A 19,378-nucleotide genomic window follows, 5' to 3' on the forward strand; every position below is an offset into this window, starting at 1 on the left:
CTAACCAAAAGAAATTGTAGTGATAGTAAATTTAGTTATGCGGTACTAGCTCAGTTGGTAGAGCGCGACCTTGCCAAGGTCGAGGTCACGAGTTCGAGCCTCGTGTACCGCTCCAATCTTTTTATATCCTTTCAAAATCCTTTGTATTAAAAATCATAAATAAAATTATAATTTAAAATCTCTCTTATCTACTTTATTCTTTGTGCAATATTCAGCATTAAAGTTTTGGTTGTTAGAAGCTATGGTTTCTCGCGCGAGCTATGCGCCTACAATAAAGCTGTTGTACTTTGAAGTTATGAGGTATGAGTGAGGTACAGAGGAGTCAATACTTTGAAACCGAGAGCTTTTATTAAAATAGCTCCCCCTGAATAGTTGCTATAACTCGTCTAGAGCCACCAGAATCGCGATGTTCACCTAAATAAATACCTTGCCATGTACCTAACGCTAAATAACCATTTGAAATAGGAATACTTAACTCGCAGCCTAACGTACTGGTTTTTATGTGTGCAGGCATGTCGTCGTCACCTTCATAATCGTGGCGATAATAAGGTTGACGCTCAGGAACGAATTTATTGAAATGGCTCTCCATGTCCATACGAACAGTGGGGTCTGCATTTTCATTTATTGTAAGGCTCGCTGAGGTATGCTGAATAAATAAATGTAACAAGCCTATTTTGTAACTCGCCAGTTCAGGAAGCTGAGACAATATTTCGTCATCGATTATATGAAAACCTCGCGGGCGAGGCTTTAATGTAATTTGCTTTTGCTGCCAACTCATAATTTATCGAAACTAACTTCAATGTTTGCATTACCAGCATCACAGCTAAATGGCATGATGATTTTTTTACCTTGGCTTTTGTGAGTAATTGTATGACCCTTACCCGATACCACAATAGGCGTTGCCATATCAAAGTCGAAGCCTTTCTCGCCAAGTAAATTTTTAGCACCACCTGTTACCATGTTGGTTATTTCGCCAACCATATCAGTAACTTCTTCATCTATGGTATCAGGGCGTTCGCCAAGCATACGCTCCATGATGGTCAATGCTAATCCTTCATCAAATGTAATTGAAAATGATCCTCGCGTTTGCGGGCCAACCATGCCAATCAAACCTGATACATCACCACAGGCTATCTCATCAGTTTTAATGCGAGGTTTACCTGGCTTCAATTGAGTTTGAGCCATAGTGCTCAAAACATTAATTAAAGAAGATAAAAAGGGATTGATGAATTCTACATTCATAGTGGCTACTCTTAAATTTGTTCTGTGAAATGACTATATAGTTTGAGTATAGTCACTAAGGATAACTTTGAAGGATTATGATGCTCTGCAAGATTCACATTTACCATGTGCTTCTATTGTCTGCCCTGATACAACAAACCCACCTTCGGCAGCTAAATTATTTAGCTCATGCGAAATTACACTCGAGTGTAACTCTTTGACAAAACCACAGGTATCGCAAATTAACAATTGTACTGGGTGTATATGATCAAAATGATGACACAGCATAAATGCATTTGTGCTTTCAATTTTATGAATAAAACCTAGCTCAGCTAAAAAGTCTAATGCACGATAAATAGTTGCAGGTTTAGCACCCGTTTCAGTTATTTTTAATTGCTCAAGCAAATCGTATGCACCAACACCACCTTGTGCGCTGGCTAATAGGCGAAATACTTTCTCGCGGATAGGCGTAAAACGCGCACCACGGTTGTCACAAACTTGTTTTGCTTTACTTACGAGTGATTCTATATTCATCATTACTCTTATCCTTATGCTACCGTGATATACTAACATACTGTGTTGTAGTTGCAGCGTTTTTATTAAGCGCTTTTTACCTAGGAAACCCAGTAATGCACGAACTATTAGCTATATTTATTTTCTTTTTTGCGGTTATTGACCCCATTGGTACTGTACCTGTATTTATTGCAGTCACACGTGGTGATGATGAGAAATTTAAACGCAAAGTTATATATAAAGCGGTAGGCGTATCTGCATTAGTGCTCTTATTTTTTGTACTTGCAGGTGAGCAATTACTTAACGCAATTGAAATTCCGCTTTCGGCTTTTCAAATAGCCGGCGGTATCATATTACTTATTTTTGCGCTCTCAATGATATTTGGTGAAAGTAAACCAGAAGCCGAAATTAAAAGTGTACGCGACAGCACTGAAACCGCTATTTTTCCGCTTGCGATTCCCTCTATCGCGAGCCCTGGCGCTATGTTAGGCGCCGTATTAATGACTCGTAATGAAGAATATACCTGGGTTGAGCAGTTACTAACGTCTTCGATGATGCTTGCTGTATTAGCGGTTGTACTGGTTTTGTTACTGCTTGCAACACATGTACATAAATTAATTGGTGATAGTGGTGCAAGTATAATAAGTAGAATTATGGGGCTTATTTTAAGCTCGGTTGCGGTTACCAATATTTTAAATGGCATAGCCCATTATTTTGGCTTGCAGGTTTTCTCTTAACATTGATGCTCGCTAGGCTTTTGTGTAAAATGCAGCGCCTTTTAAGCTGTGCTTAATAACTTTAATACCCTGAGGTTTGCTTTGAATAAATGTACTTTGGATAGACGCTTTTCTGTGGCCCCCATGCTTGATTGGACTGATCGCCATTGTCGTACTTTTCATCGCAAAATGACTAAACATACTGTGCTTTATACTGAAATGATAACCACAGGGGCTATTTTATTTGGTCGAGGCGACTACTTACATTTTAATAAACACGAAGGCCCAGTTGCGCTGCAACTTGGTGGCTCTGATCCTAAAGCGCTTGCGCAATGTGCAAAACTTGCAGGTGAGCGTGGTTATGACGAAATAAATTTAAATGTAGGTTGCCCGTCAGACAGAGTTCAAAATGGCCGATTTGGCGCATGTTTAATGGCTGAACCTCAATTAGTTGCTGAGTGCGTAGCAGCAATGAAAAACGAAGTAAGCATTCCTGTTACCGTTAAAACGCGTATTGGTATTGATGAGCAAGATTCGTATGAGTTTTTATGTGCGCTTATTGAAGCGTCTCATAAAGTAGGGTGTGATGATTTTATTATTCATGCTCGTAAAGCATGGCTTAATGGTTTAAGCCCGAAAGAAAATCGTGAAGTTCCACCACTTGATTATCCACGTGTTTATCAACTTAAAAAAGATTATCCGCAGCTAGACTTAAGCCTAAATGGCGGTGTTAAAACAATTGAGCAGAGCCTAGAACATTTGCAACATATTGATGGTGTAATGATTGGGCGTGAGGCTTATAGTAACCCATTTATGCTCAATGACGTTGATGAAAAAATTTATGGTGATTCTGCAAACACGCAGTCACGCCACGACGTAGTGCGTTCAATGTATGACTACATTGAAGAAGAAATGCGTTTGGGTGCTAATTTTTGGCATATTGCACGTCACATGCTCGGTATTTTTCAGGGGCAGCCTGGTGCGCGAGGTTTTAGACGCCACCTTTCTGAAAGTGGTCACGGTAAGCAAGCTGATTTATCGGTAATGGATAAAGCATTAAGCTTTGTACCAGAATAAAACTAAGCTTTAAAAATTCTAAATTTAAGCCACTTTCGAGTGGCTTTTTTAATCCTAAAAATTAGTCAAAATCATAATTTATTGGCCAATTCCACTCTATGTTGTTCAGCTTAAAGTCACTAAAATTTAGAGTGTTTGTTATTTACCATTATGATTTTAAATGCTTTATTTTCTTTTTGATGAACTTGGCACAACTCTTGGAATCTTCTTGTTGAAATTAATTAAAAATCAACAGGAGAATACCATGGGAATATTTAACCGCGTAAATGATGTAATTCAATCAAACATTATCGCCATGCTTGATAAAGCAGAAGATCCAGAAAAACTTTTAAACCTAATGCTTACCGAGATGCAAGATGCATTGAATGAGTGTCGTAGTACAGCAGCCGCTTTATTGTGTGAAGAGAAAGTAATTAATCGCCAAATTGATACTAAAAAAACAGAATTAGCAGCTTGGCAAATGAAAGCAGAACGTGCGGTTGAGAAGGGCAGTGATGACCTTGCTAAATCAGCTTTACTTGAGAAGCAACGCGTTAACGAAAGCATTGAAAATAAGCAAACTCAACTAGAAACATTGCAAGAGTCTATTGCAAAAATTAAGTCTGATTGTGAGCGCTTGCAGCAAAAAATGGCTATGGCTAAAACTAAGCAAGCTCAGTTAATGCAACGCCATAATGTTGCTATTGCTAGAGGGCGAATCAGTACGCAACTACAAAGCGATAAAGTAGCTCATGCGTTGTCTCGTTTTGAACAAATAGAGCAGCGTGTTGAAGGTATTGAAGCTCAAGTAGAGGCTTATGAGCTGACTGATACAGCAAGTTCTACCAGTGCCCAAATTGAGTCGTTAGTTAAAAATGAAAAAATTGATGCTGAACTGGCTCGCTTAAAGGCGAACTTAAATACTAATTTAAAACACACTGCTTAGGAGATTGCTATGAACAGCTTTAATCGTCAACAAGGTTGGTATAAAGATACTCTGAATAAAAAAATATCGGGTGTTTGTAGTGGTTTAGCCCATAGATTGGACTTTCCGGTATGGGCAACACGCGTAGTTACTATTTTATTGTTTTTGAGTTTTCCGTTTGCAGTTGCACTTGGCTATTTTATAGCGCATTGCTGTCTTGAAAATAAAGAGTATTAATACCAACAGGCATAAATATTTGAACAATTTAACGAATTAAATCACCCTATAACGTTGTTAAAAATTTTAATTTAGAACAGCTAAGTATAAAAATTTTTGCCTAGTTATAGCGCAATTTTCTTATCGTTAAATAGACCTCATGTATAAGCCGGTTGGTATAAGGAGAATTACTATGAAAGCTTTGGCAGTATGTGTAATTATCTATTTATTACTGTTTACTGATTTAATAACGTTTGTGCAGATTGATTCTTGGCAGTTGCCGTTATGGATTGCTGACATTAGTTGGGCTGGGCTCGAGCTTGTAGGTGCTTTGGCCGCAATTATTGCTGTAGTTGCGGTAGTGGCTTTAATTACTATGGGATTAGTTGGTGCCGGTGTAGTGGCATTAGCAGGGACTGTTTTAGCGCTTTTATTCGGATCTATAATGATTGCATGGCCGTTACTATTTGTTGCAGTGTTGTGTTGGCTTGTTGCCGATAACAAAAAAGTAGCCTCTTAATCCTTAATTTGACTGACTATTATAGGTTAACTATGTTAAATTTAGCCTGTAATTTAAAGTTTTCATAAGGATAATAATGATGACGAAACTATGTTTTTCGATGGCTTCTGCATTAATATTTAGTTTTTTTTCGTCATCGTTGGCGGCGCACTCAGGACACGATCATGGTTCTGATGTGGCTGTGCTCGAAGTAACTAACGCGCAAGTTAGAGAGTTTTTACCTGGCAGTACTTCAACTGTAGGTTATTTAACCCTTATTAATCACAGTGGAGCCGCAGCAACTTTAACTAAGGCAACTATTGATGGCTTAGGGCGTGTTGAAATACACGAGCATTCACATGTAGACGGCATGATGAAAATGCAACAAGTTGAATCGGTTGAAATTAAGGCGCACGAAAGTGTCAGCTTTAAGCCTGGCGGTTATCATTTAATGGCATTTGAACCACAAGAGCTATTAAAAGTAGGACAAGAACGTAAACTCACACTATATTTTAGTGACGGTAATCGCTTATTTACTAATGCTCAAGTCGTGTCGCTTGAGGCGCAAGCTAAGCAGTCAAAACCATCTACTCAACACGCTCATCATTAGGAGTACACATGTCGCAACATAAAGGAAAAATAGCAGGAATAATTGTTTTACTGCTTATCATTTTTTACGCAATTGCTGTTTATTGGAGCACAGAACCTTCACGTTTTGACGTTGTTGCAAACGCGAAAGAGCAAGCGCAGCTTCGTAATGAAAAAATAGTAACGGGTTATGTAACTACTTCTACATTAATTACGGTAGCCAATACCTTACTAGATAAACCGGGTGGCTACTTATCAAATGATGTAATACCACCAAGTATTATTATGGATGATATGCCAGCGTGGGAATATGGCGCACTAGAAATGGTACGTGATTTATCGCTTTCTATGCGAAAAGATTTTAGCCGTTCTCAATCACAATCAACGGAACATGAAGCCCTTAAAAAGGCGCAGCCGCAGTTTAATATAAGCTCTGAGGCATGGGCATGGCCAAGTGCCGAAGGTGAGTACCAAAAAGGTATTGACTACTTAATGGTATATCGTGGACAAATTGCTAATGAGCATGAGCGCGATAGCCAATTTTACGCACGAGCAGATAACTTACGTAGTTGGCTTAAAGAAGCTGAGAAACGTTTAGGTAGCTTAAGCCAACGTTTAAGTGCCAGTGTAGGCCAAGAAAAAGTGAACACCGATTTAGCGGGTAATTCATCTAATAAACAAGCAACTCTTGCGCCACTGCAGCAGCAAGTAAGAACACCGTGGTTAGAAATTGACGATGTGTTTTACGAGTCGCGCGGTGCTACTTGGGCGTTACTGCATTTTTTACAAGCGATAGAGTATGACTTTAATGACGTGCTTGAAAAGAAAAATGCACGTGTAAGCTTACAACAAATCATACGTGAACTTGAGGCGACTCAAGAAACAGTATGGAGCCCACTTATTTTAAACGGCAATGGTTTTGGCTATGTGGCAAACCATTCTTTAGTTATGGCAAATTATATTTCTAGAGCCAATGCGGCTTTAATCGAACTCAGCGAACTACTAGCTCAAGGATAAAAAATGAAAAAGTATTGTTTAGCAGCAGCCCTTTCAATGGCATGTTTAGCACCAGCAGCGCAAGCTGACACTCTACTAGGTTTATACGTAGGTGTTGATGGGTGGAAGTCAGATAACGATGGTCAATTTTCTTATAAAAATAATGCATCTCAAGATTTTAATTTTGAAGATGAGACTTTTGTAAGTTACTACGCGGCACTTGAGCACCCTGTACCATTAGTTCCAAATATTAAATTAAAGTATACCGAGCTTGAGTTAAATGGTTCTGCGCTACTTACAGATACATTTAGCTTTAATGGCTCTGATTATGTTGTAGGCTCTACGGTAAATACTGTAAGTGATTTAACACACATCGATTACATTTTTTATTATGAGATTTTTGATAACGATTTAATCTCAATTGACTTAGGTTTAAATGCTAAGCAGTTTGATGGTGATATTGTTGTAAATGGTACTACTCAAAATGGTGGTACTAACTTTACCGAAACAAAAGACTTCTCTGGTTTTGTTCCTCTTGCATATGGCCGTGCCGAAGCAGGCTTACCATTTACTGGTTTAAGTGTATTTTTTGAAGGTAGCTTTTTGGCTATTGACGATAGCAAAGTACAAGATTACCAAGTAGGCGTAGCGTGGGAACTTATTGATAACCTAGCAGTAGATGTTGCTGTTAAAGCAGGTTACCGCTCTATGGTATTAGAACTTGATGATGTAGATGATATTACTACTGATATTGATGCATCAGGCCCATTTGCGGGTATTCAGGTTCACTTTTAATTAGTATTTTCTAATTAAACAAAGCGTGGCATATTATTTTATTGCGTGCCACGCTAAATCAAACTCTCCCTCCAGCGCATTATTAATTAACTGCTTATAAATTTTATTTACAGGAAAATTAATGAGTTTAGATAACTCATCACCTGTTTGCGTGAATTTATAATAGCTTAATACCAAATCACTGCTTTTTGCTTTTAACGTTACTTTTTGCGATAAAAATGAAAGGGTAAGTTCTTGCCCCGCTTTAAGCACTGCAGATTCAATTTCTTTTCTATACAGTAAATTAAGATCCATAAGTGTTAAAATATCAGGAAAACTAATACCTGTTTTTCCTAAATTTAGAGACACTTTATTGCCTTTTCGTAGCAAATCAAACAATGACGGTTTTTTGTAAAAGCCGAGTAAAATAAAGTGGCTGTCGTCTTTTTCGTTATAGCCTGAGAGCGATACACATTTTTGCAAAGAGTCAGCTTCTCGCTGTGTCATATGCTTTAACGTTTGCAGGCTTTTAATTGAAAACGTACCAGGGTTGAGTGTTTCTCCCGTTAAAATTTTGGCCCATAAAGTTTGCATTGACGCATTTGAAGTATCTTCGCACAGTGCGATAAAATGCTCTACCCAGTCAGCATCAGGTTGTTTAGTACTTGCTACATCGGGGCAAAACCCCATAGCCATTGCTAAAATTGACTCTATATTTTGTTGTTGTTTTATTAGTAGTAAATCTTGGCGCTTTTGGGCACGAGCTAAAACAGAGTTTTCACTGTTGATATGATAAAGCGGTTTAACTTGGCCTTTAGTATCGTAATTTTGTTCGGGGGTAGGCAGTATTCCGTTACTGCCTATTTTTGTTATAGGGTAACCAAGTAAGGATTCGATAATGTTAGCAAGGTTAATTCTCGCTTGTGCTGTCTTGACTGGCATGGCTGTGTATTGTCCTTTGTGAATGACTAAGCTGAGCAACAGTTTTAAGGTTATTTAACCCCATTGAAACTGTATTACGGAGCACATATTCGCTCAAAATTGCGGTGTAACCCGATATTAAAGGGGCGGTTGTTTGTCCGTTAATCTTACATATTAAAGTGACGGTACCGTTTTGCTCACTAAAATTAAAAGTCCCCCTAATAATATGCTCAGCATTTAAAAGTATATTAAAGCTGACCTTATTTTGATTCACCGAAGTTATGATCATTTCACCATACCCCCATTTTCCTTTCCAAGACTGATGAGCACCTAGGCCAGAGCTAGGTTCGCCCAAGGTAAAACGTATACTGGGGTCTACTTTTTCCCATGGAGACCATTTTTGCCATTGATTAAAGTCAGTAATAAGCGGTTTTACTGCGTCAATATTTGCATTGATTTCTATTGTTTTATTTACACTATAACTTTGAGGAAGTATTAGCCCTACCAGTACTAATACCAATAGCAATAACAGTACGCCTTTGATCAATATTTTTAATGGTTTAATAAGCACACCTTTTATTAGTTTTTTGAGTTGAAATACAACAACTTTTTATTAATCGACTATAGTATGAATTAGATTATAAACCAAAAATAATTTATAAATTGCTACCTAGGAGAGCGAATGTCGTCAGATCAAAACGATTTTTTATTTTTTGAACAAGACTATGAAGATGATGCAGTAATTGAGCCGACTAAGTTTTGGGATATTTTAATTGTTGATGACGAACCTGAGATCCACTCTGTAACAAAGTTAGCTTTGTCTGGGGTTGAGTTTTTGGGGGCAGGCTTGCGATTTCATGATGCCTATTCGGGAGCTGAAGCAATAGAGATTTTAGCTGAAAATAACGATATTTCAGTTATTTTTTTAGACGTTATTATGGAAACTGACGATGCTGGCTTGCAGGTTGTAAAAAGGGTGCGTGACGAATTAAATAATCAACATGTGAGAATTATTTTAAGAACAGGGCAAGCTGGTAATATACCAGAAGAAAAAGTAATACGTGAGTACGATATAAATGATTATAAAACTAAAACAGAACTCACTCGCTCTAAATTAGTAACATCGCTCATAACCGCTATTCGCTCTTACGAGCAGGTATGCCAGCTTGAATATCAAAGTGATGCAATGAACACGATTGTTTCTGCATCAAAGTCTATTTTAGGGCTTACTGATATTAAGCAACTATGCAAAGAAATCATCAAGCACATGAGTATTATTTTAAAGTGTTCACCTCGAGGGCTTGTGTGCAGCAAATTAGACGGCGATGACTTTATTCAAGTATTAGGTGGTTGTGGGCATTACGAAGACTACTTTGGTGAAAAATTAATTAATGTTGATAGCAAAGTATTTAAACAAGTTGAGTTGTGTTTTGATTTATCAAAGCATCAACATACAGACTCAAGTGCAACATTTGTATTAAAAAGTAAGCATAGAAAAGCGGCTTTATATATAGAATGTGACCATGTTCCTTTGCAAGCACAATTGCAGTTTGCTGAAATCTTCTTAACAAATGTGAGTGTTGCCCTCGATAATATAAGGCTGTTTGTAAAGTTAAGAGATGCAGCTTATAAAGATGTGCTTACAGGTATTTCAAATCGTACCAATTTTATTGAACGGGTAGAGCGTTATCAAAAGCCGCACGTGAATGATTATGTATTTGTACTACTTGATATAGTTAATTTTGCAGATATTAATAATGGCTTAGGGCAAGAGGTCGGCAATAAAGTATTAATTGGCATTGTGCAAAGGTTAAAAGAAAACTACCCAACAGCTAAGTTACTATCTCGTATTGGTGCTGATGTTTTTGGTTTTATTATTCGCCGTGATGAACTCGACTTAAAAAAATTGAATGAGCAGTTAGGTGTTCCATTTTGCGCAGAAGAGCATACATTGCCTATCGATTTTAGATTGGGTTTATGCCAACAGCAAGACTTTCAAAGTAGCGGGATTGATACACTTAAAGTTGCTTATATTGCACTTGACCAAGCTAAAAAAGCAAAGCATAAAGAAGGCGTTTATTACAATATCGACATGCAAGATAAAATGGCTTGGCGCATAGGAATTATTAGGCAATTACGCCATGATTTTGCTCGAAACAAGTTAGAGGTATGGTATCAACCTCAACTTTCATTAGATGACTTGTCTTTAATTGGGTGTGAGGCATTACTTAGGTGGCCCACCGGTAATGGATCATATATATCGCCAGCGGTATTTGTTCCACTTGCAGAAGATGCGGGCTTGATTGTTGATATAGGGCAGTGGGTTTTAGAGCAAGCTTGCCAACAACAAAAGCGCCTAGAAAATATGGGTACCGAAATTTGTATTGCGGTTAATGTGTCTGTTCCGCAGTTTAAAGTAAAAGGTTATGCTCAAAACGTTAAAAATACATTATTAAAATATGGTGTTAAGCCAAAAAACATAGAGTTAGAAGTCACAGAAAGCGTAGTAATGGATGAACTCGAAACTGTTATTAATACACTTAGAGAGCTTCAAGAGTTAGGGATTGAGGTTGCTATTGATGACTTTGGGACTGGCTTTTCATCGCTTAGTTATATACAAAGTTTACCCTTGGATAGGTTGAAAATAGATCGTGCATTTATTAAGGATCTGCCAAATGATGACACTGGCGCTATTGCTGCCTTAGTTATTTCTCTTGGTGCTAAGTTGGGTTTAAAAACGATTGCTGAAGGCGTTGAAACACAAGAACAAGCTCAGTTCTTAAAAAACTTAGGCTGTGATGAGGTACAAGGTTTTATGTATGCTAAACCCATGCCTGAGCATGAATTGATAGAATTTATAAATAAACGCTAAAAAAGATTAACTTATTATTTAAGCTAATGAACGATTTAGAATTTAAAGCGCGATATGCTTTGACTACTTTGTATATATAAAGAATTTAGTAGGGTATAATTCGCGCCTTTTGTTATTCTACGGCCACAATTATGAGCACACTCAAAGCTAAGCGCGCCTTATTTTCATACCCTAAATACTGGGCTGAATGTTATGGCACCGCGCCATTTTTACCAACTACACGTGAAGAAATGGATGCACTTGGCTGGGATAGTTGCGACATAATAATAATTAGTGGCGATGCGTATGTTGACCATCCTAGTTTTGGTATGGCTGTAATTGGCCGTGTACTTGAAGCGCAAGGCTTTAGAGTGGGGATTATTGCCCAACCGGCATGGGACTCTAAAGATGCATTTATGGAGCTCGGCAGACCGAATTTATTTTTTGGTGTAACAGCCGGCAACATGGATTCGATGATCAACCGCTATACAGCGGAAAAGCGCATGCGCCACGATGATGCTTACACGCCTAATAACGTTGGCGGTAAGCGCCCAGATCGCGCTGTAATGATTTACTCGCAAAAATGCCGTGAAGCATACAAAGGTATCCCAATTGTTATTGGCGGTATTGAAGCCAGCCTTCGCCGTATTGCTCATTACGACTATTGGCAGGAAAAAGTACGTCGTAGTATTTTATTTGATGCAAAAGCCGATATTTTAATTTACGGTAACGCAGAGCGCCCGCTAGTTGAAGTTGCACACCGTATTGCGGCGGGTGAAACGATGGATACGATTCAGGATATTCGCGGCACGGCTGTTATTCGAAAAGAGCCTCTACCTGGTTGGCGTGGCAGTGATTCTACCGCTATTGATAAAATTGGTAAAATCGACCCTATTCCAAACCCATATGGCGCGGATGATGTTGGCTGTAGTAAATCAGAATTTAAACAAGCGGGTATTGATTTAAAAGCAGAAGCGGCAAAACCAATCATGGTTCAGCCTGCACGTCCTAAGCCGTGGGAAAAAACCTATGTTAAGTTACCTGCTTATGAGCAAGTAAGTGTTAACAAACCTCTATACGCCCATGCCTCGCGCATTTTACACCAAGAAACAAACCCTGGTTGTGCAAGGGCGCTTTACCAACGACATGGCGATCGCTCTATTTGGGTAAACCCGCCAGCATATCCATTAGAAACACATGAAATGGATGCTGTATTTGGTTTGCCGTATCAGCGTATTCCTCACCCAAGTTATGGTGATGCTAAAATACCTGCTTACGATATGATTAAAACGTCAGTTAATATTATGCGTGGCTGTTTTGGTGGTTGTTCGTTTTGCTCAATTACAGAGCATGAAGGGCGCATTATTCAAAGTCGTTCGCAAGAATCTATTATTGAAGAAATTGAACAAATTAGAGATAAAGTTCCCGGCTTTACTGGTGTTATTTCTGATTTAGGTGGCCCAACGGCGAATATGTATAAGCTGCGCTGTACTAGTAAAAAGGCCGAGAGTACCTGTAGACGCTTATCATGTGTGTATCCAGATATTTGTAAACACATGGATACAGATCATACGCCAACAATAGATTTGTATAAAAAAGCACGTGAAGTTAAGGGTATTAAAAAGGTATTGATTGCTTCAGGTGTACGTTACGATTTAGCTGTACGCGACCCGCGTTACGTTAAAGAATTAGTAACGCACCATGTAGGCGGTTACTTAAAAATAGCGCCAGAGCATACAGAGGATGGTCCATTATCAAAAATGATGAAACCAGGTATGGGAGCGTACGATCAATTTAAAGAACTATTTGATAAGTACTCTAAAGAAGCTGGTAAAAAGCAGTATTTAATTCCTTACTTTATATCTGCTCACCCAGGTACAAAAGATGAAGACATGGTAAACATGGCTTTATGGCTTAAATCAAACGACTTTAAGCTTGATCAGGTACAAAATTTTTACCCATCACCTATGGCTAATGCGACGACTATTTACCATACAGAGATGAACTCTTTGCGTAATATAAAAAACAACTCAGAAGTTGTTCCTGTACCTAAAGGCGCACGCCAACGTAGATTACATAAAGCTATTTTACGCTACCACGATGCAGCTGGTTGGCCAATGATACGTGAAGCTCTACGTAAAATGGGTAAAGCTAATTTAATTGGTAAAGGGCCTAACTGTTTAGTGCCAGAAGAAGGGCGCGATGAAAAATCAGGTAAAGGTGGTAAAAAAGGTGGGCGTCCGGCACTAACGCGACATACTGGTTTTAGCCAATTTAAAAAGGCAAACACTAAGCCAAAAGTGGGCGCTAATCGTCAAAGCACACGTTAGTAATTTTATTCGCTAATAGATAAGGCTAATTGCGGTACGCGTTTTTTAGCTTTTGTATACGTAAATTAAGTCAGCTTTGCTCTTTATTATCTATATTATTGTAGGTGATAAAGAGTGAGGTTTTAGAGCCCCCCTCTCTTTAGATATCCTGTGCTAAGTTTAGCTTTTTTTTAAAGCATTGATGATAACCACAAACGCAATTTAAGTGACCATAACGGCTGAATGCCGGTGAGTCCTTGCGTCATTTTATTATCTTTTAAGATTATATAAGATGGCGTGACTTGTCCCTGCCAATCGGAAAATATCTCCCCGTGTTGATCGTTAACAGTACTGAAGCTGTAGCCTTGCTCATTTAAATAATCATGCAGCTCTTGATCAGAGCCTGATTTTATCGCGATGCTCACAACAGGGTATTTATTCTCGTTTGCGAGTTCGTTTATGGCAGGGGAGGTAATACTACAAATAGGACACCAAGTTCCCCAAAAATACACAAGCGTGGGTTTATCTTGGCTCATTGCTGCTAAATTAATGTTTTGCCCTTTATAGTCGATTAATTGTAATTGAGGATTTGCTGGCATGACAGGTTGCCGCCACCAATTGACGGCGGTATAAATGACGAAAAATATAGAGCCATATACCAGTAGACTTTTTAATATGGATACGCTTTTTTGTTTTAGCGTTTTTTTAGGTATGTCATTTTTATGTTTGGTATCCGTTGCCATAGCTACTGATTTACCCTAAGTATTTTTGCTGTAGTTTTTTACATTTAAAGCGTTTAATTTATATCAGCAACCATGTAGCAGTACCTAAAAAGGCGAATATACCAACAATATCAGTCACCGTGGTTAGCACCACACTCCCTGCAAGAGCAGGGTCTATATTCATTCTTTTAAGAATTATTGGAATACTTGCACCAGCAACACCTGCCACCACTAAGTTCATAAACATAGCGAAGGCGAGTACGCCACCAAGCATAAAGTCCCACTGCCATAGCGCAATAACACCCGCAATTAATAGTGACCACAAAATACCGTTTAGCGCGCCAATGGCCAGTTCTTTCATCATCAAGAAACGTTGGTTTGTTTGGTTAATATGACCTACTGCAATACCACGGATAACAAGCGTTAATGATTGGCTACCAGCAACACCACCCATAGAAGGGACAATACCGTTAAGCACAGCCAAAATAGGGAGCACATCTAAAGTGCCTTCAAAAAAGCTAGCTACAAAAGCAGCTGCAAGTGCGGTTAGTAAGTTAACTCCTAGCCAAACTGAGCGTTTTTTAGAGCTTTTTAGTACTGGCGCGAATGTATCCTCTTCATCATCAAGACCGGCTAGGCTTAATAAGCTATGCTCGGCATCTTCTCGGATTACATCAACGATGTCATCGATAGTAACACGACCGAGGAGTTGGTCGTTATCGTCCACCACTGGGGCCGATATCCAATTATGACGCTCAAATAATTGCGCTACTTCACTTTCATCCATTGAGATTGGGATAGACTCACAATCTTCATCCATTAAATCGCGGACAATTTTTTCTGGCGGATTAGTTAATAATGTACTCAGCGATAAAGCGCCTATAAAGCAGTTATGTTTATCAACAACATATAAATCATCTGTACCCTCTGGTAACTCACCACGCAGTCTAATATAACGAAGTACAACATCGAGTGTTACATCAGGGCGAATGGTCACCGTATCGGTGTTCATTAGCGCACCTGCTGAACGCTCTTGATATGACAGTGCTTGCGTGGCACGTTCACGGTCTTGAATGTCCATCGCGCTAACAACGTCTTTATAGACGGTATCTGGCAGGCTACGTAATACTTCACCTAAGTCATCGTGGCCCATGTCTTCAGTTGCGGCGGCAATGTGCTTAGGTTCCATTTGGGCAATAATGCCTAAACGAACATCTTCAGATAATTCTTCAAGAACATCACCCTGCACATCAGGATCGACCAATTGCCAAAGCAGTCGGCGAATTTTATGCGGTGATGATTCTAATAATAATGCGGTATCACAAGGAGCCGTTTTTGCGAGCATGCGCCTAACTTGAACAAATTGACCACTATTGAGTGACTTCGTCACCTGCTTTAGTTGCTGTAGTGGATAATCTTGTTCAAAAGCTTCTGGCATTGGCGTCCTTTATAAATTGTTATATTACTTTATGGGGGGAGGTGAGTTAACTGGCGTTACTAACCTATTTATTTTATATATCTGTTTTAATTGAAGCACTAGTAATGCGAATATTGTTTTTATAAAACAGATTATTCTTGTTCATTAAAGCGTTGTGCTATTAATTCTCCAACAGCGTGTAAAGCTTGCTCAGAATCAGGGCCTTTACAAACAACTTTAACTTCTTTTCCTTGGCTACTTTCAAGTAACATTAATGCAAGTACGCTATCGCCTGCTGCTTCTTTGTCATCTTGGAATAATGTGATTGTAGCATCAAATTGTACTGCTAATTGCGCAAGCACAGTAGCTGCTCTGGCGTGTAAGCCTAATTTGTTTTTTATTAAAAAGGTATCTTCACAATGCATAACTTACTCTACCTAAGCTGAACAGGTGATTATTCAGCTATATTATTTTTCTTGTTCGCGATGGCGAATTTTTACATTGGGATGTGTCATTGCAAAACTTTCACCGATAGTTTGCGCTAAATACACAGAGCGATGTTGCCCACCTGTACACCCAATAGCAATGGTTAAATAACTGCGGTTATTTCGTTCTAAATGCGGTAACCACGTTTGTACAAATGTTTGAATTTGCCATGTGAATTTTTGCACTATGCTGTGATTAGCTAAATAGTCTTTAACCGGTTGATCTAACCCATTTAAAGGCTTCAACTCTGGTTCCCAGTGTGGATTTGGTAAAAAGCGTGCATCAAATACGTAGTCTGCTTCTTTTGGTATACCGTGTTTAAAACCAAATGATTCAAATGTGACAATCAGTTGCTTATCTTTTTTACCTAAAATCTTTTCACGAATAGATTCAGCGAGTTGATGAACACTTAAATCAGTCGTATCTATCATAAAGTCGGCGCGAGTGGTTAATACATCAAGTAATTCTTTTTCTTTTTTGATGGCTAAATCAAGAGGCAACGAGTCTATTGATAGTGGGTGTAATCTGCGTGTTTCAGAAAAGCGTTTGATCAATGTCTGATCGTCACTATCTAAATAAAATAACGTAGGGTTTGCAAAGCCTGGTAAGTATTCAAGAATATCGTTAAATTCATCTTGTTCTTTAGGGATGTTGCGCACATCTATGCTAACAGCAATTTTATCGTAGCTATCAGACACACTGCGAACTAATGAAGGTAGTAGGTTTACTGGAATATTATCTACGCAATAATAACCTAAATCTTCTACAACGCGCAAAGCAACCGACTTTCCAGAACCGGAACGGCCGCTTATGATAATTAACTCCATTTAACACCCTTTATAAAACTATGATTGATCGACAATAACTTGGTAAAGCTCAGTATCAGATTTTGCACTGCGTAACTGTTTACAAAAATCTTTGTTGTTTAGTTTATCAGCAATGGTTGCTAGAGTCTTTAAGTGCTGCTGGTTATCGCCATCTGGTACGATGAGTGCGACAAAAATATCAACAGGGCGATTATCGATTGCATCAAAGTTTATTGGAGTTTCGCTAACGAGCACTAAAGCCAAAGGCTCTTCTGCACCGCTCATTCTTCCATGAGGAATAGCAATGCCACGTCCTATACCTGTACTACCTAATTTCTCTCTGCTCATTAAAGCATTAAGAATATCTTGTTGCGGTAAATACGGAAGTTTGTCGTGAGCAAGTTCGCTAATGAACTCTAAAATTCTTTTTTTGCTATTAAAAAGGACCGCAGCTTTGCTGCAGTCCTGGCATATAAGTGAACTTAATTTCATCATATTAGTGTCGAGCAAGCTTCTCTTTGTGTTTGATTACTTGGCGATCGAGCTTGTCGATCAACGAGTCAATAGCGGCATACATATCTTGATGTTCTGTAGAGGCAAATAGCTCAGCACCGCTTACGTGTATTGTGGCTTCTGCTTTTTGATTTAATTTTTCTACATCGAGAATGACATGAACATTATTAATATGATCAGAGTGTCTTTCAAGCTTCGCAAATTTAGTATTAATATAGTCTCTTAGTGAATCGGTTAATTCTACGTGACGACCAGTTAAGTTTAGTTGCATAAGCATTACCCTCTTAGTTTAGCGTCTTAAATCAGACTTTTACGCTGATTTGACGGTGGAATAGCAAGAGATTCGCGGTATTTTGCGATTGTACGTCTCGCTACTTTAATTCCTTGCTCAGCCAATATATCCGCTATTTTGCTATCACTCAATGGTTTTGCTGAGTTTTCTGCTGCGATTAATTTTCGGATAAGCGCACGTATTGCTGTAGATGAACATTCACCACCGTTTTCAGTACTTACATGGCTTGAGAAAAAATATTTAAGCTCAAATATACCACGGGGTGTATGCATGTACTTTTGAGTAGTTACGCGAGAAATTGTCGATTCGTGCATTTCTACCATTTCAGCAACATCATTTAAAACCATTGGTTTCATGGCTTCAGGGCCATGTTCAAAAAAGCCTTGTTGTTGCTTAACAATACAATTAGTAACTTTTAATAGCGTGTCGTTTCTACTTTCTAAGCTTTTAATAAACCATTTAGCTTCTTGTAAATGTGAGCGAATAAACTGGCTGTCGCCACTTGATTTTACAGTGCGAGACATTGCCGCGTATTGGCTATTAACACGAATTTTAGGCATGCTATCTGGGTTTAATTCGACAACCCAGCGGCCTTTAATTTTTTTAACTGACACATCAGGAATAACATACTCAGATTCTTCCCTTACAATAGTATCTGCAGGTTTTGGGTTGAGAGTATGTATTAGTGTCATTACTTCTTTAAGCTCTTCTTCTTTGAGCTTAGTTTTTTTCATTAATGTACGATAGTCGCGAGCTGCTAATAGATCAATATGCTCGGTTAAAATCATTTTCGTTTCATTAATATAAGGTGTTTCTTTATCAAATTGATTAAGCTGAATACACAAACACTCTTGTAAACTACGTGCAGCAATACCAACAGGATCAAACAGTTGGATGCGTTTTAATACCGCTTCAATTTCATCAAGTTCGACTTCGTTATCATCTTCGTTTTCTTGATTAAAGCTTTCTAAAATCTCTTCGCAGCTTAGTGTTAAAATACCTGAATCATCGACAGCTTCTACAATAGCAATAGCAATAGCTTCGTCTGTAGGGCTAAATGGCGTTAGTTGTAATTGCCACATTAAATACTCATGGAGCGTTTCAGTAGAGGCGCCTTGGTATATTGATTCGTCTTCAGGCATTGGACCTGATGAGGCTGCAGGAGCTGCACTCATGTACTCATCCCAACTGACATCCATAGCCATGTCGTCACTTAGCGTGTCTTTTGCAAGTGCTTCACCAGTATCTTGTTCGTATTCGCTCGGAGCATCATCAGCAGATGCGCTAACAGTTATGTCATCGGTATCAGCTTTTTGCTCGTTTTTACCAGCAGCGTCTTCGGAATAGTCTGCCTCTTCAACCTCTAATAGTGGATTACTGTCGAGAGCTTCTTGTATTTCTTGCTGGAGATCCAATGTACTGAGTTGCAACAAACGAATAGCTTGTTGCAACTGTGGAGTCATTGTAAGTTGCTGGCCCATGCGCAGCTGTAGTGATTGCCTCATGTATCTCTAACAATCCTTTTATGTTGTTATAATTAATACTAGCAGATGCTTA

Annotated in this window: 22 protein-coding genes and 1 tRNA gene; 11 read left to right on the forward strand and 12 right to left on the reverse strand. The window is 38.7% G+C overall.

The features are described from left to right. Positions 1–39 precede the first annotated feature (39 nt). Positions 40–115: transfer RNA gene (locus H5160_RS03195), tRNA-Gly, on the forward strand. 234 nt (positions 116–349) lie between these two features. On the opposite strand, the gene H5160_RS03200 is transcribed toward H5160_RS03195, so the two are convergent. The 3 genes from H5160_RS03200 to H5160_RS03210 all read right to left on the reverse strand — a co-directional run bounded on the left by H5160_RS03200 (position 350) and on the right by H5160_RS03210 (position 1,755). Beyond that, positions 350–778: a secondary thiamine-phosphate synthase enzyme YjbQ gene (locus H5160_RS03200; protein ID WP_024589772.1), complete on the reverse strand. Its 429-nt coding sequence runs from the start codon at positions 776–778 to the stop codon at positions 350–352. Continuing rightward, complete coding sequence (locus tag H5160_RS03205; protein WP_007580265.1) at positions 775–1,242, reverse strand: chemotaxis protein CheX; 468 nt, start codon at positions 1,240–1,242, stop codon at positions 775–777. Before H5160_RS03205 ends, H5160_RS03200 begins: the two co-directional genes overlap by 4 nt. 75 nt (positions 1,243–1,317) lie before the next feature. Next, the gene (locus H5160_RS03210; RefSeq protein ID WP_002957918.1) at positions 1,318–1,755 is read right to left on the reverse strand and encodes a transcriptional repressor; all 438 of its coding nucleotides are present in this window, start codon (positions 1,753–1,755) and stop codon (positions 1,318–1,320) included. Between the two features lie 95 nt (positions 1,756–1,850). Here H5160_RS03210 and H5160_RS03215 point away from each other — a divergent pair, with 95 nt between their 5' ends. The 8 genes from H5160_RS03215 to H5160_RS03250 all read left to right on the forward strand — a co-directional run bounded on the left by H5160_RS03215 (position 1,851) and on the right by H5160_RS03250 (position 7,525). Further along, positions 1,851–2,471 carry a MarC family protein gene (locus H5160_RS03215; RefSeq protein WP_002957920.1) on the forward strand — a complete coding sequence of 207 codons (621 nt, stop codon included), beginning with the start codon at positions 1,851–1,853 and terminating at the stop codon, positions 2,469–2,471. Between the two features lie 123 nt (positions 2,472–2,594). Then, positions 2,595–3,527, forward strand: a complete 933-nt coding sequence (dusA, locus tag H5160_RS03220) for a tRNA dihydrouridine(20/20a) synthase DusA (RefSeq protein WP_231619678.1) — start codon at positions 2,595–2,597, stop codon at positions 3,525–3,527. A gap of 244 nt (positions 3,528–3,771) precedes the next feature. Then, positions 3,772–4,452 carry a PspA/IM30 family protein gene (locus tag H5160_RS03225; RefSeq protein ID WP_182736736.1) on the forward strand — a complete coding sequence of 227 codons (681 nt, stop codon included), beginning with the start codon at positions 3,772–3,774 and terminating at the stop codon, positions 4,450–4,452. Positions 4,453–4,461: 9 nt separating this feature from the next. Next, the gene (locus H5160_RS03230; RefSeq protein ID WP_002957924.1) at positions 4,462–4,668 is read left to right on the forward strand and encodes a PspC domain-containing protein; all 207 of its coding nucleotides are present in this window, start codon (positions 4,462–4,464) and stop codon (positions 4,666–4,668) included. Positions 4,669–4,840: 172 nt separating this feature from the next. Then, the gene (locus H5160_RS03235; RefSeq protein ID WP_002957925.1) at positions 4,841–5,167 is read left to right on the forward strand and encodes a hypothetical protein; all 327 of its coding nucleotides are present in this window, start codon (positions 4,841–4,843) and stop codon (positions 5,165–5,167) included. Positions 5,168–5,246: 79 nt separating this feature from the next. Next, positions 5,247–5,756, forward strand: coding sequence for a copper chaperone PCu(A)C (locus H5160_RS03240; protein WP_404936229.1), 510 nt, complete (start codon positions 5,247–5,249; stop codon positions 5,754–5,756). A gap of 8 nt (positions 5,757–5,764) precedes the next feature. Next, a complete protein-coding gene (locus H5160_RS03245; protein ID WP_024603343.1) occupies positions 5,765–6,751 on the forward strand; it encodes a DUF2333 family protein in 987 nt (328 codons plus the stop codon). 3 nt (positions 6,752–6,754) lie between these two features. After that, positions 6,755–7,525: a TIGR04219 family outer membrane beta-barrel protein gene (locus tag H5160_RS03250; RefSeq protein WP_002957929.1), complete on the forward strand. Its 771-nt coding sequence runs from the start codon at positions 6,755–6,757 to the stop codon at positions 7,523–7,525. 33 nt (positions 7,526–7,558) lie between these two features. Here H5160_RS03250 and H5160_RS03255 read toward each other — a convergent pair whose 3' ends face one another. Both H5160_RS03255 and H5160_RS03260 read right to left on the reverse strand, forming a co-directional pair. Beyond that, entirely contained in the window at positions 7,559–8,446 is an 888-nt protein-coding gene (locus H5160_RS03255; RefSeq protein ID WP_182723909.1) for a TIGR03899 family protein, read from the reverse strand. Further along, a complete protein-coding gene (locus tag H5160_RS03260) occupies positions 8,415–8,996 on the reverse strand; it encodes an SRPBCC family protein (RefSeq protein ID WP_182736738.1) in 582 nt (193 codons plus the stop codon). The genes H5160_RS03255 and H5160_RS03260 overlap by 32 nt, the downstream gene beginning before the upstream one ends. 111 nt (positions 8,997–9,107) lie before the next feature. On the opposite strand from H5160_RS03260, the gene H5160_RS03265 reads away from it, so the two are divergent. Together H5160_RS03265 and H5160_RS03270 are read left to right on the forward strand one after the other, a co-directional pair. Further along, complete coding sequence (locus H5160_RS03265; protein ID WP_182736739.1) at positions 9,108–11,297, forward strand: EAL domain-containing protein; 2,190 nt, start codon at positions 9,108–9,110, stop codon at positions 11,295–11,297. 131 nt (positions 11,298–11,428) lie between these two features. Next, the gene (locus H5160_RS03270; protein ID WP_154903848.1) at positions 11,429–13,606 is read left to right on the forward strand and encodes a YgiQ family radical SAM protein; all 2,178 of its coding nucleotides are present in this window, start codon (positions 11,429–11,431) and stop codon (positions 13,604–13,606) included. 170 nt (positions 13,607–13,776) lie between these two features. Here H5160_RS03270 and H5160_RS03275 read toward each other — a convergent pair whose 3' ends face one another. The 7 genes from H5160_RS03275 to H5160_RS03305 form a co-directional block, all read right to left on the reverse strand. Continuing rightward, complete coding sequence (locus H5160_RS03275) at positions 13,777–14,184, reverse strand: protein disulfide oxidoreductase (RefSeq protein WP_220488593.1); 408 nt, start codon at positions 14,182–14,184, stop codon at positions 13,777–13,779. A gap of 202 nt (positions 14,185–14,386) precedes the next feature. Beyond that, entirely contained in the window at positions 14,387–15,745 is a 1,359-nt protein-coding gene (gene mgtE / locus H5160_RS03280; RefSeq protein ID WP_002957935.1) for a magnesium transporter, read from the reverse strand. Between the two features lie 131 nt (positions 15,746–15,876). After that, positions 15,877–16,149 carry an HPr family phosphocarrier protein gene (locus H5160_RS03285; protein WP_002957937.1) on the reverse strand — a complete coding sequence of 91 codons (273 nt, stop codon included), beginning with the start codon at positions 16,147–16,149 and terminating at the stop codon, positions 15,877–15,879. Positions 16,150–16,191: 42 nt separating this feature from the next. Continuing rightward, on the reverse strand, positions 16,192–17,037 hold the full coding sequence (gene rapZ, locus H5160_RS03290; RefSeq protein ID WP_002957938.1) for an RNase adapter RapZ: 846 nt from the start codon (positions 17,035–17,037) through the stop codon (positions 16,192–16,194). Between the two features lie 18 nt (positions 17,038–17,055). Then, the gene (ptsN, locus tag H5160_RS03295) at positions 17,056–17,508 is read right to left on the reverse strand and encodes a PTS IIA-like nitrogen regulatory protein PtsN (RefSeq protein WP_024595797.1); all 453 of its coding nucleotides are present in this window, start codon (positions 17,506–17,508) and stop codon (positions 17,056–17,058) included. A 4-nt stretch (positions 17,509–17,512) separates the two neighbouring features. Further along, entirely contained in the window at positions 17,513–17,800 is a 288-nt protein-coding gene (gene hpf, locus H5160_RS03300; RefSeq protein ID WP_007580301.1) for a ribosome hibernation promoting factor, read from the reverse strand. Between the two features lie 26 nt (positions 17,801–17,826). Beyond that, positions 17,827–19,326 carry an RNA polymerase factor sigma-54 gene (locus H5160_RS03305; protein ID WP_002957941.1) on the reverse strand — a complete coding sequence of 500 codons (1,500 nt, stop codon included), beginning with the start codon at positions 19,324–19,326 and terminating at the stop codon, positions 17,827–17,829. Positions 19,327–19,378 lie beyond the last annotated feature (52 nt).

This window comes from Pseudoalteromonas sp. SG43-4 (assembly GCF_014164325.1).
GTDB lineage: Bacteria > Pseudomonadota > Gammaproteobacteria > Enterobacterales > Alteromonadaceae > Pseudoalteromonas > Pseudoalteromonas distincta.

Excerpts from the sequence above, each read along its gene's own strand:
- H5160_RS03200 (WP_024589772.1), bottom strand. The coding sequence starts at position 778 with ATGAGTTGGCAGCAAAAGCAAATTACATTAAAGCCTCGCCCGCGAGGT.
- H5160_RS03205 (WP_007580265.1), bottom strand. The coding sequence starts at position 1,242 with ATGAATGTAGAATTCATCAATCCCTTTTTATCTTCTTTAATTAATGTT.
- H5160_RS03210 (WP_002957918.1), bottom strand. The coding sequence starts at position 1,755 with ATGAATATAGAATCACTCGTAAGTAAAGCAAAACAAGTTTGTGACAAC.
- H5160_RS03215 (WP_002957920.1), top strand. The coding sequence starts at position 1,851 with ATGCACGAACTATTAGCTATATTTATTTTCTTTTTTGCGGTTATTGAC.
- dusA (WP_231619678.1), top strand. The coding sequence starts at position 2,595 with ATGCTTGATTGGACTGATCGCCATTGTCGTACTTTTCATCGCAAAATG.
- H5160_RS03225 (WP_182736736.1), top strand. The coding sequence starts at position 3,772 with ATGGGAATATTTAACCGCGTAAATGATGTAATTCAATCAAACATTATC.
- H5160_RS03230 (WP_002957924.1), top strand. The coding sequence starts at position 4,462 with ATGAACAGCTTTAATCGTCAACAAGGTTGGTATAAAGATACTCTGAAT.
- H5160_RS03235 (WP_002957925.1), top strand. The coding sequence starts at position 4,841 with ATGAAAGCTTTGGCAGTATGTGTAATTATCTATTTATTACTGTTTACT.
- H5160_RS03240 (WP_404936229.1), top strand. The coding sequence starts at position 5,247 with ATGACGAAACTATGTTTTTCGATGGCTTCTGCATTAATATTTAGTTTT.
- H5160_RS03245 (WP_024603343.1), top strand. The coding sequence starts at position 5,765 with ATGTCGCAACATAAAGGAAAAATAGCAGGAATAATTGTTTTACTGCTT.
- H5160_RS03250 (WP_002957929.1), top strand. The coding sequence starts at position 6,755 with ATGAAAAAGTATTGTTTAGCAGCAGCCCTTTCAATGGCATGTTTAGCA.
- H5160_RS03255 (WP_182723909.1), bottom strand. The coding sequence starts at position 8,446 with ATGCCAGTCAAGACAGCACAAGCGAGAATTAACCTTGCTAACATTATC.
- H5160_RS03265 (WP_182736739.1), top strand. The coding sequence starts at position 9,108 with ATGTCGTCAGATCAAAACGATTTTTTATTTTTTGAACAAGACTATGAA.
- H5160_RS03270 (WP_154903848.1), top strand. The coding sequence starts at position 11,429 with ATGAGCACACTCAAAGCTAAGCGCGCCTTATTTTCATACCCTAAATAC.
- H5160_RS03275 (WP_220488593.1), bottom strand. The coding sequence starts at position 14,184 with ATGCCAGCAAATCCTCAATTACAATTAATCGACTATAAAGGGCAAAAC.
- mgtE (WP_002957935.1), bottom strand. The coding sequence starts at position 15,745 with ATGCCAGAAGCTTTTGAACAAGATTATCCACTACAGCAACTAAAGCAG.
- H5160_RS03285 (WP_002957937.1), bottom strand. The coding sequence starts at position 16,149 with ATGCATTGTGAAGATACCTTTTTAATAAAAAACAAATTAGGCTTACAC.
- rapZ (WP_002957938.1), bottom strand. The coding sequence starts at position 17,037 with ATGGAGTTAATTATCATAAGCGGCCGTTCCGGTTCTGGAAAGTCGGTT.
- ptsN (WP_024595797.1), bottom strand. The coding sequence starts at position 17,508 with ATGAAATTAAGTTCACTTATATGCCAGGACTGCAGCAAAGCTGCGGTC.
- hpf (WP_007580301.1), bottom strand. The coding sequence starts at position 17,800 with ATGCAACTAAACTTAACTGGTCGTCACGTAGAATTAACCGATTCACTA.
- H5160_RS03305 (WP_002957941.1), bottom strand. The coding sequence starts at position 19,326 with ATGAGGCAATCACTACAGCTGCGCATGGGCCAGCAACTTACAATGACT.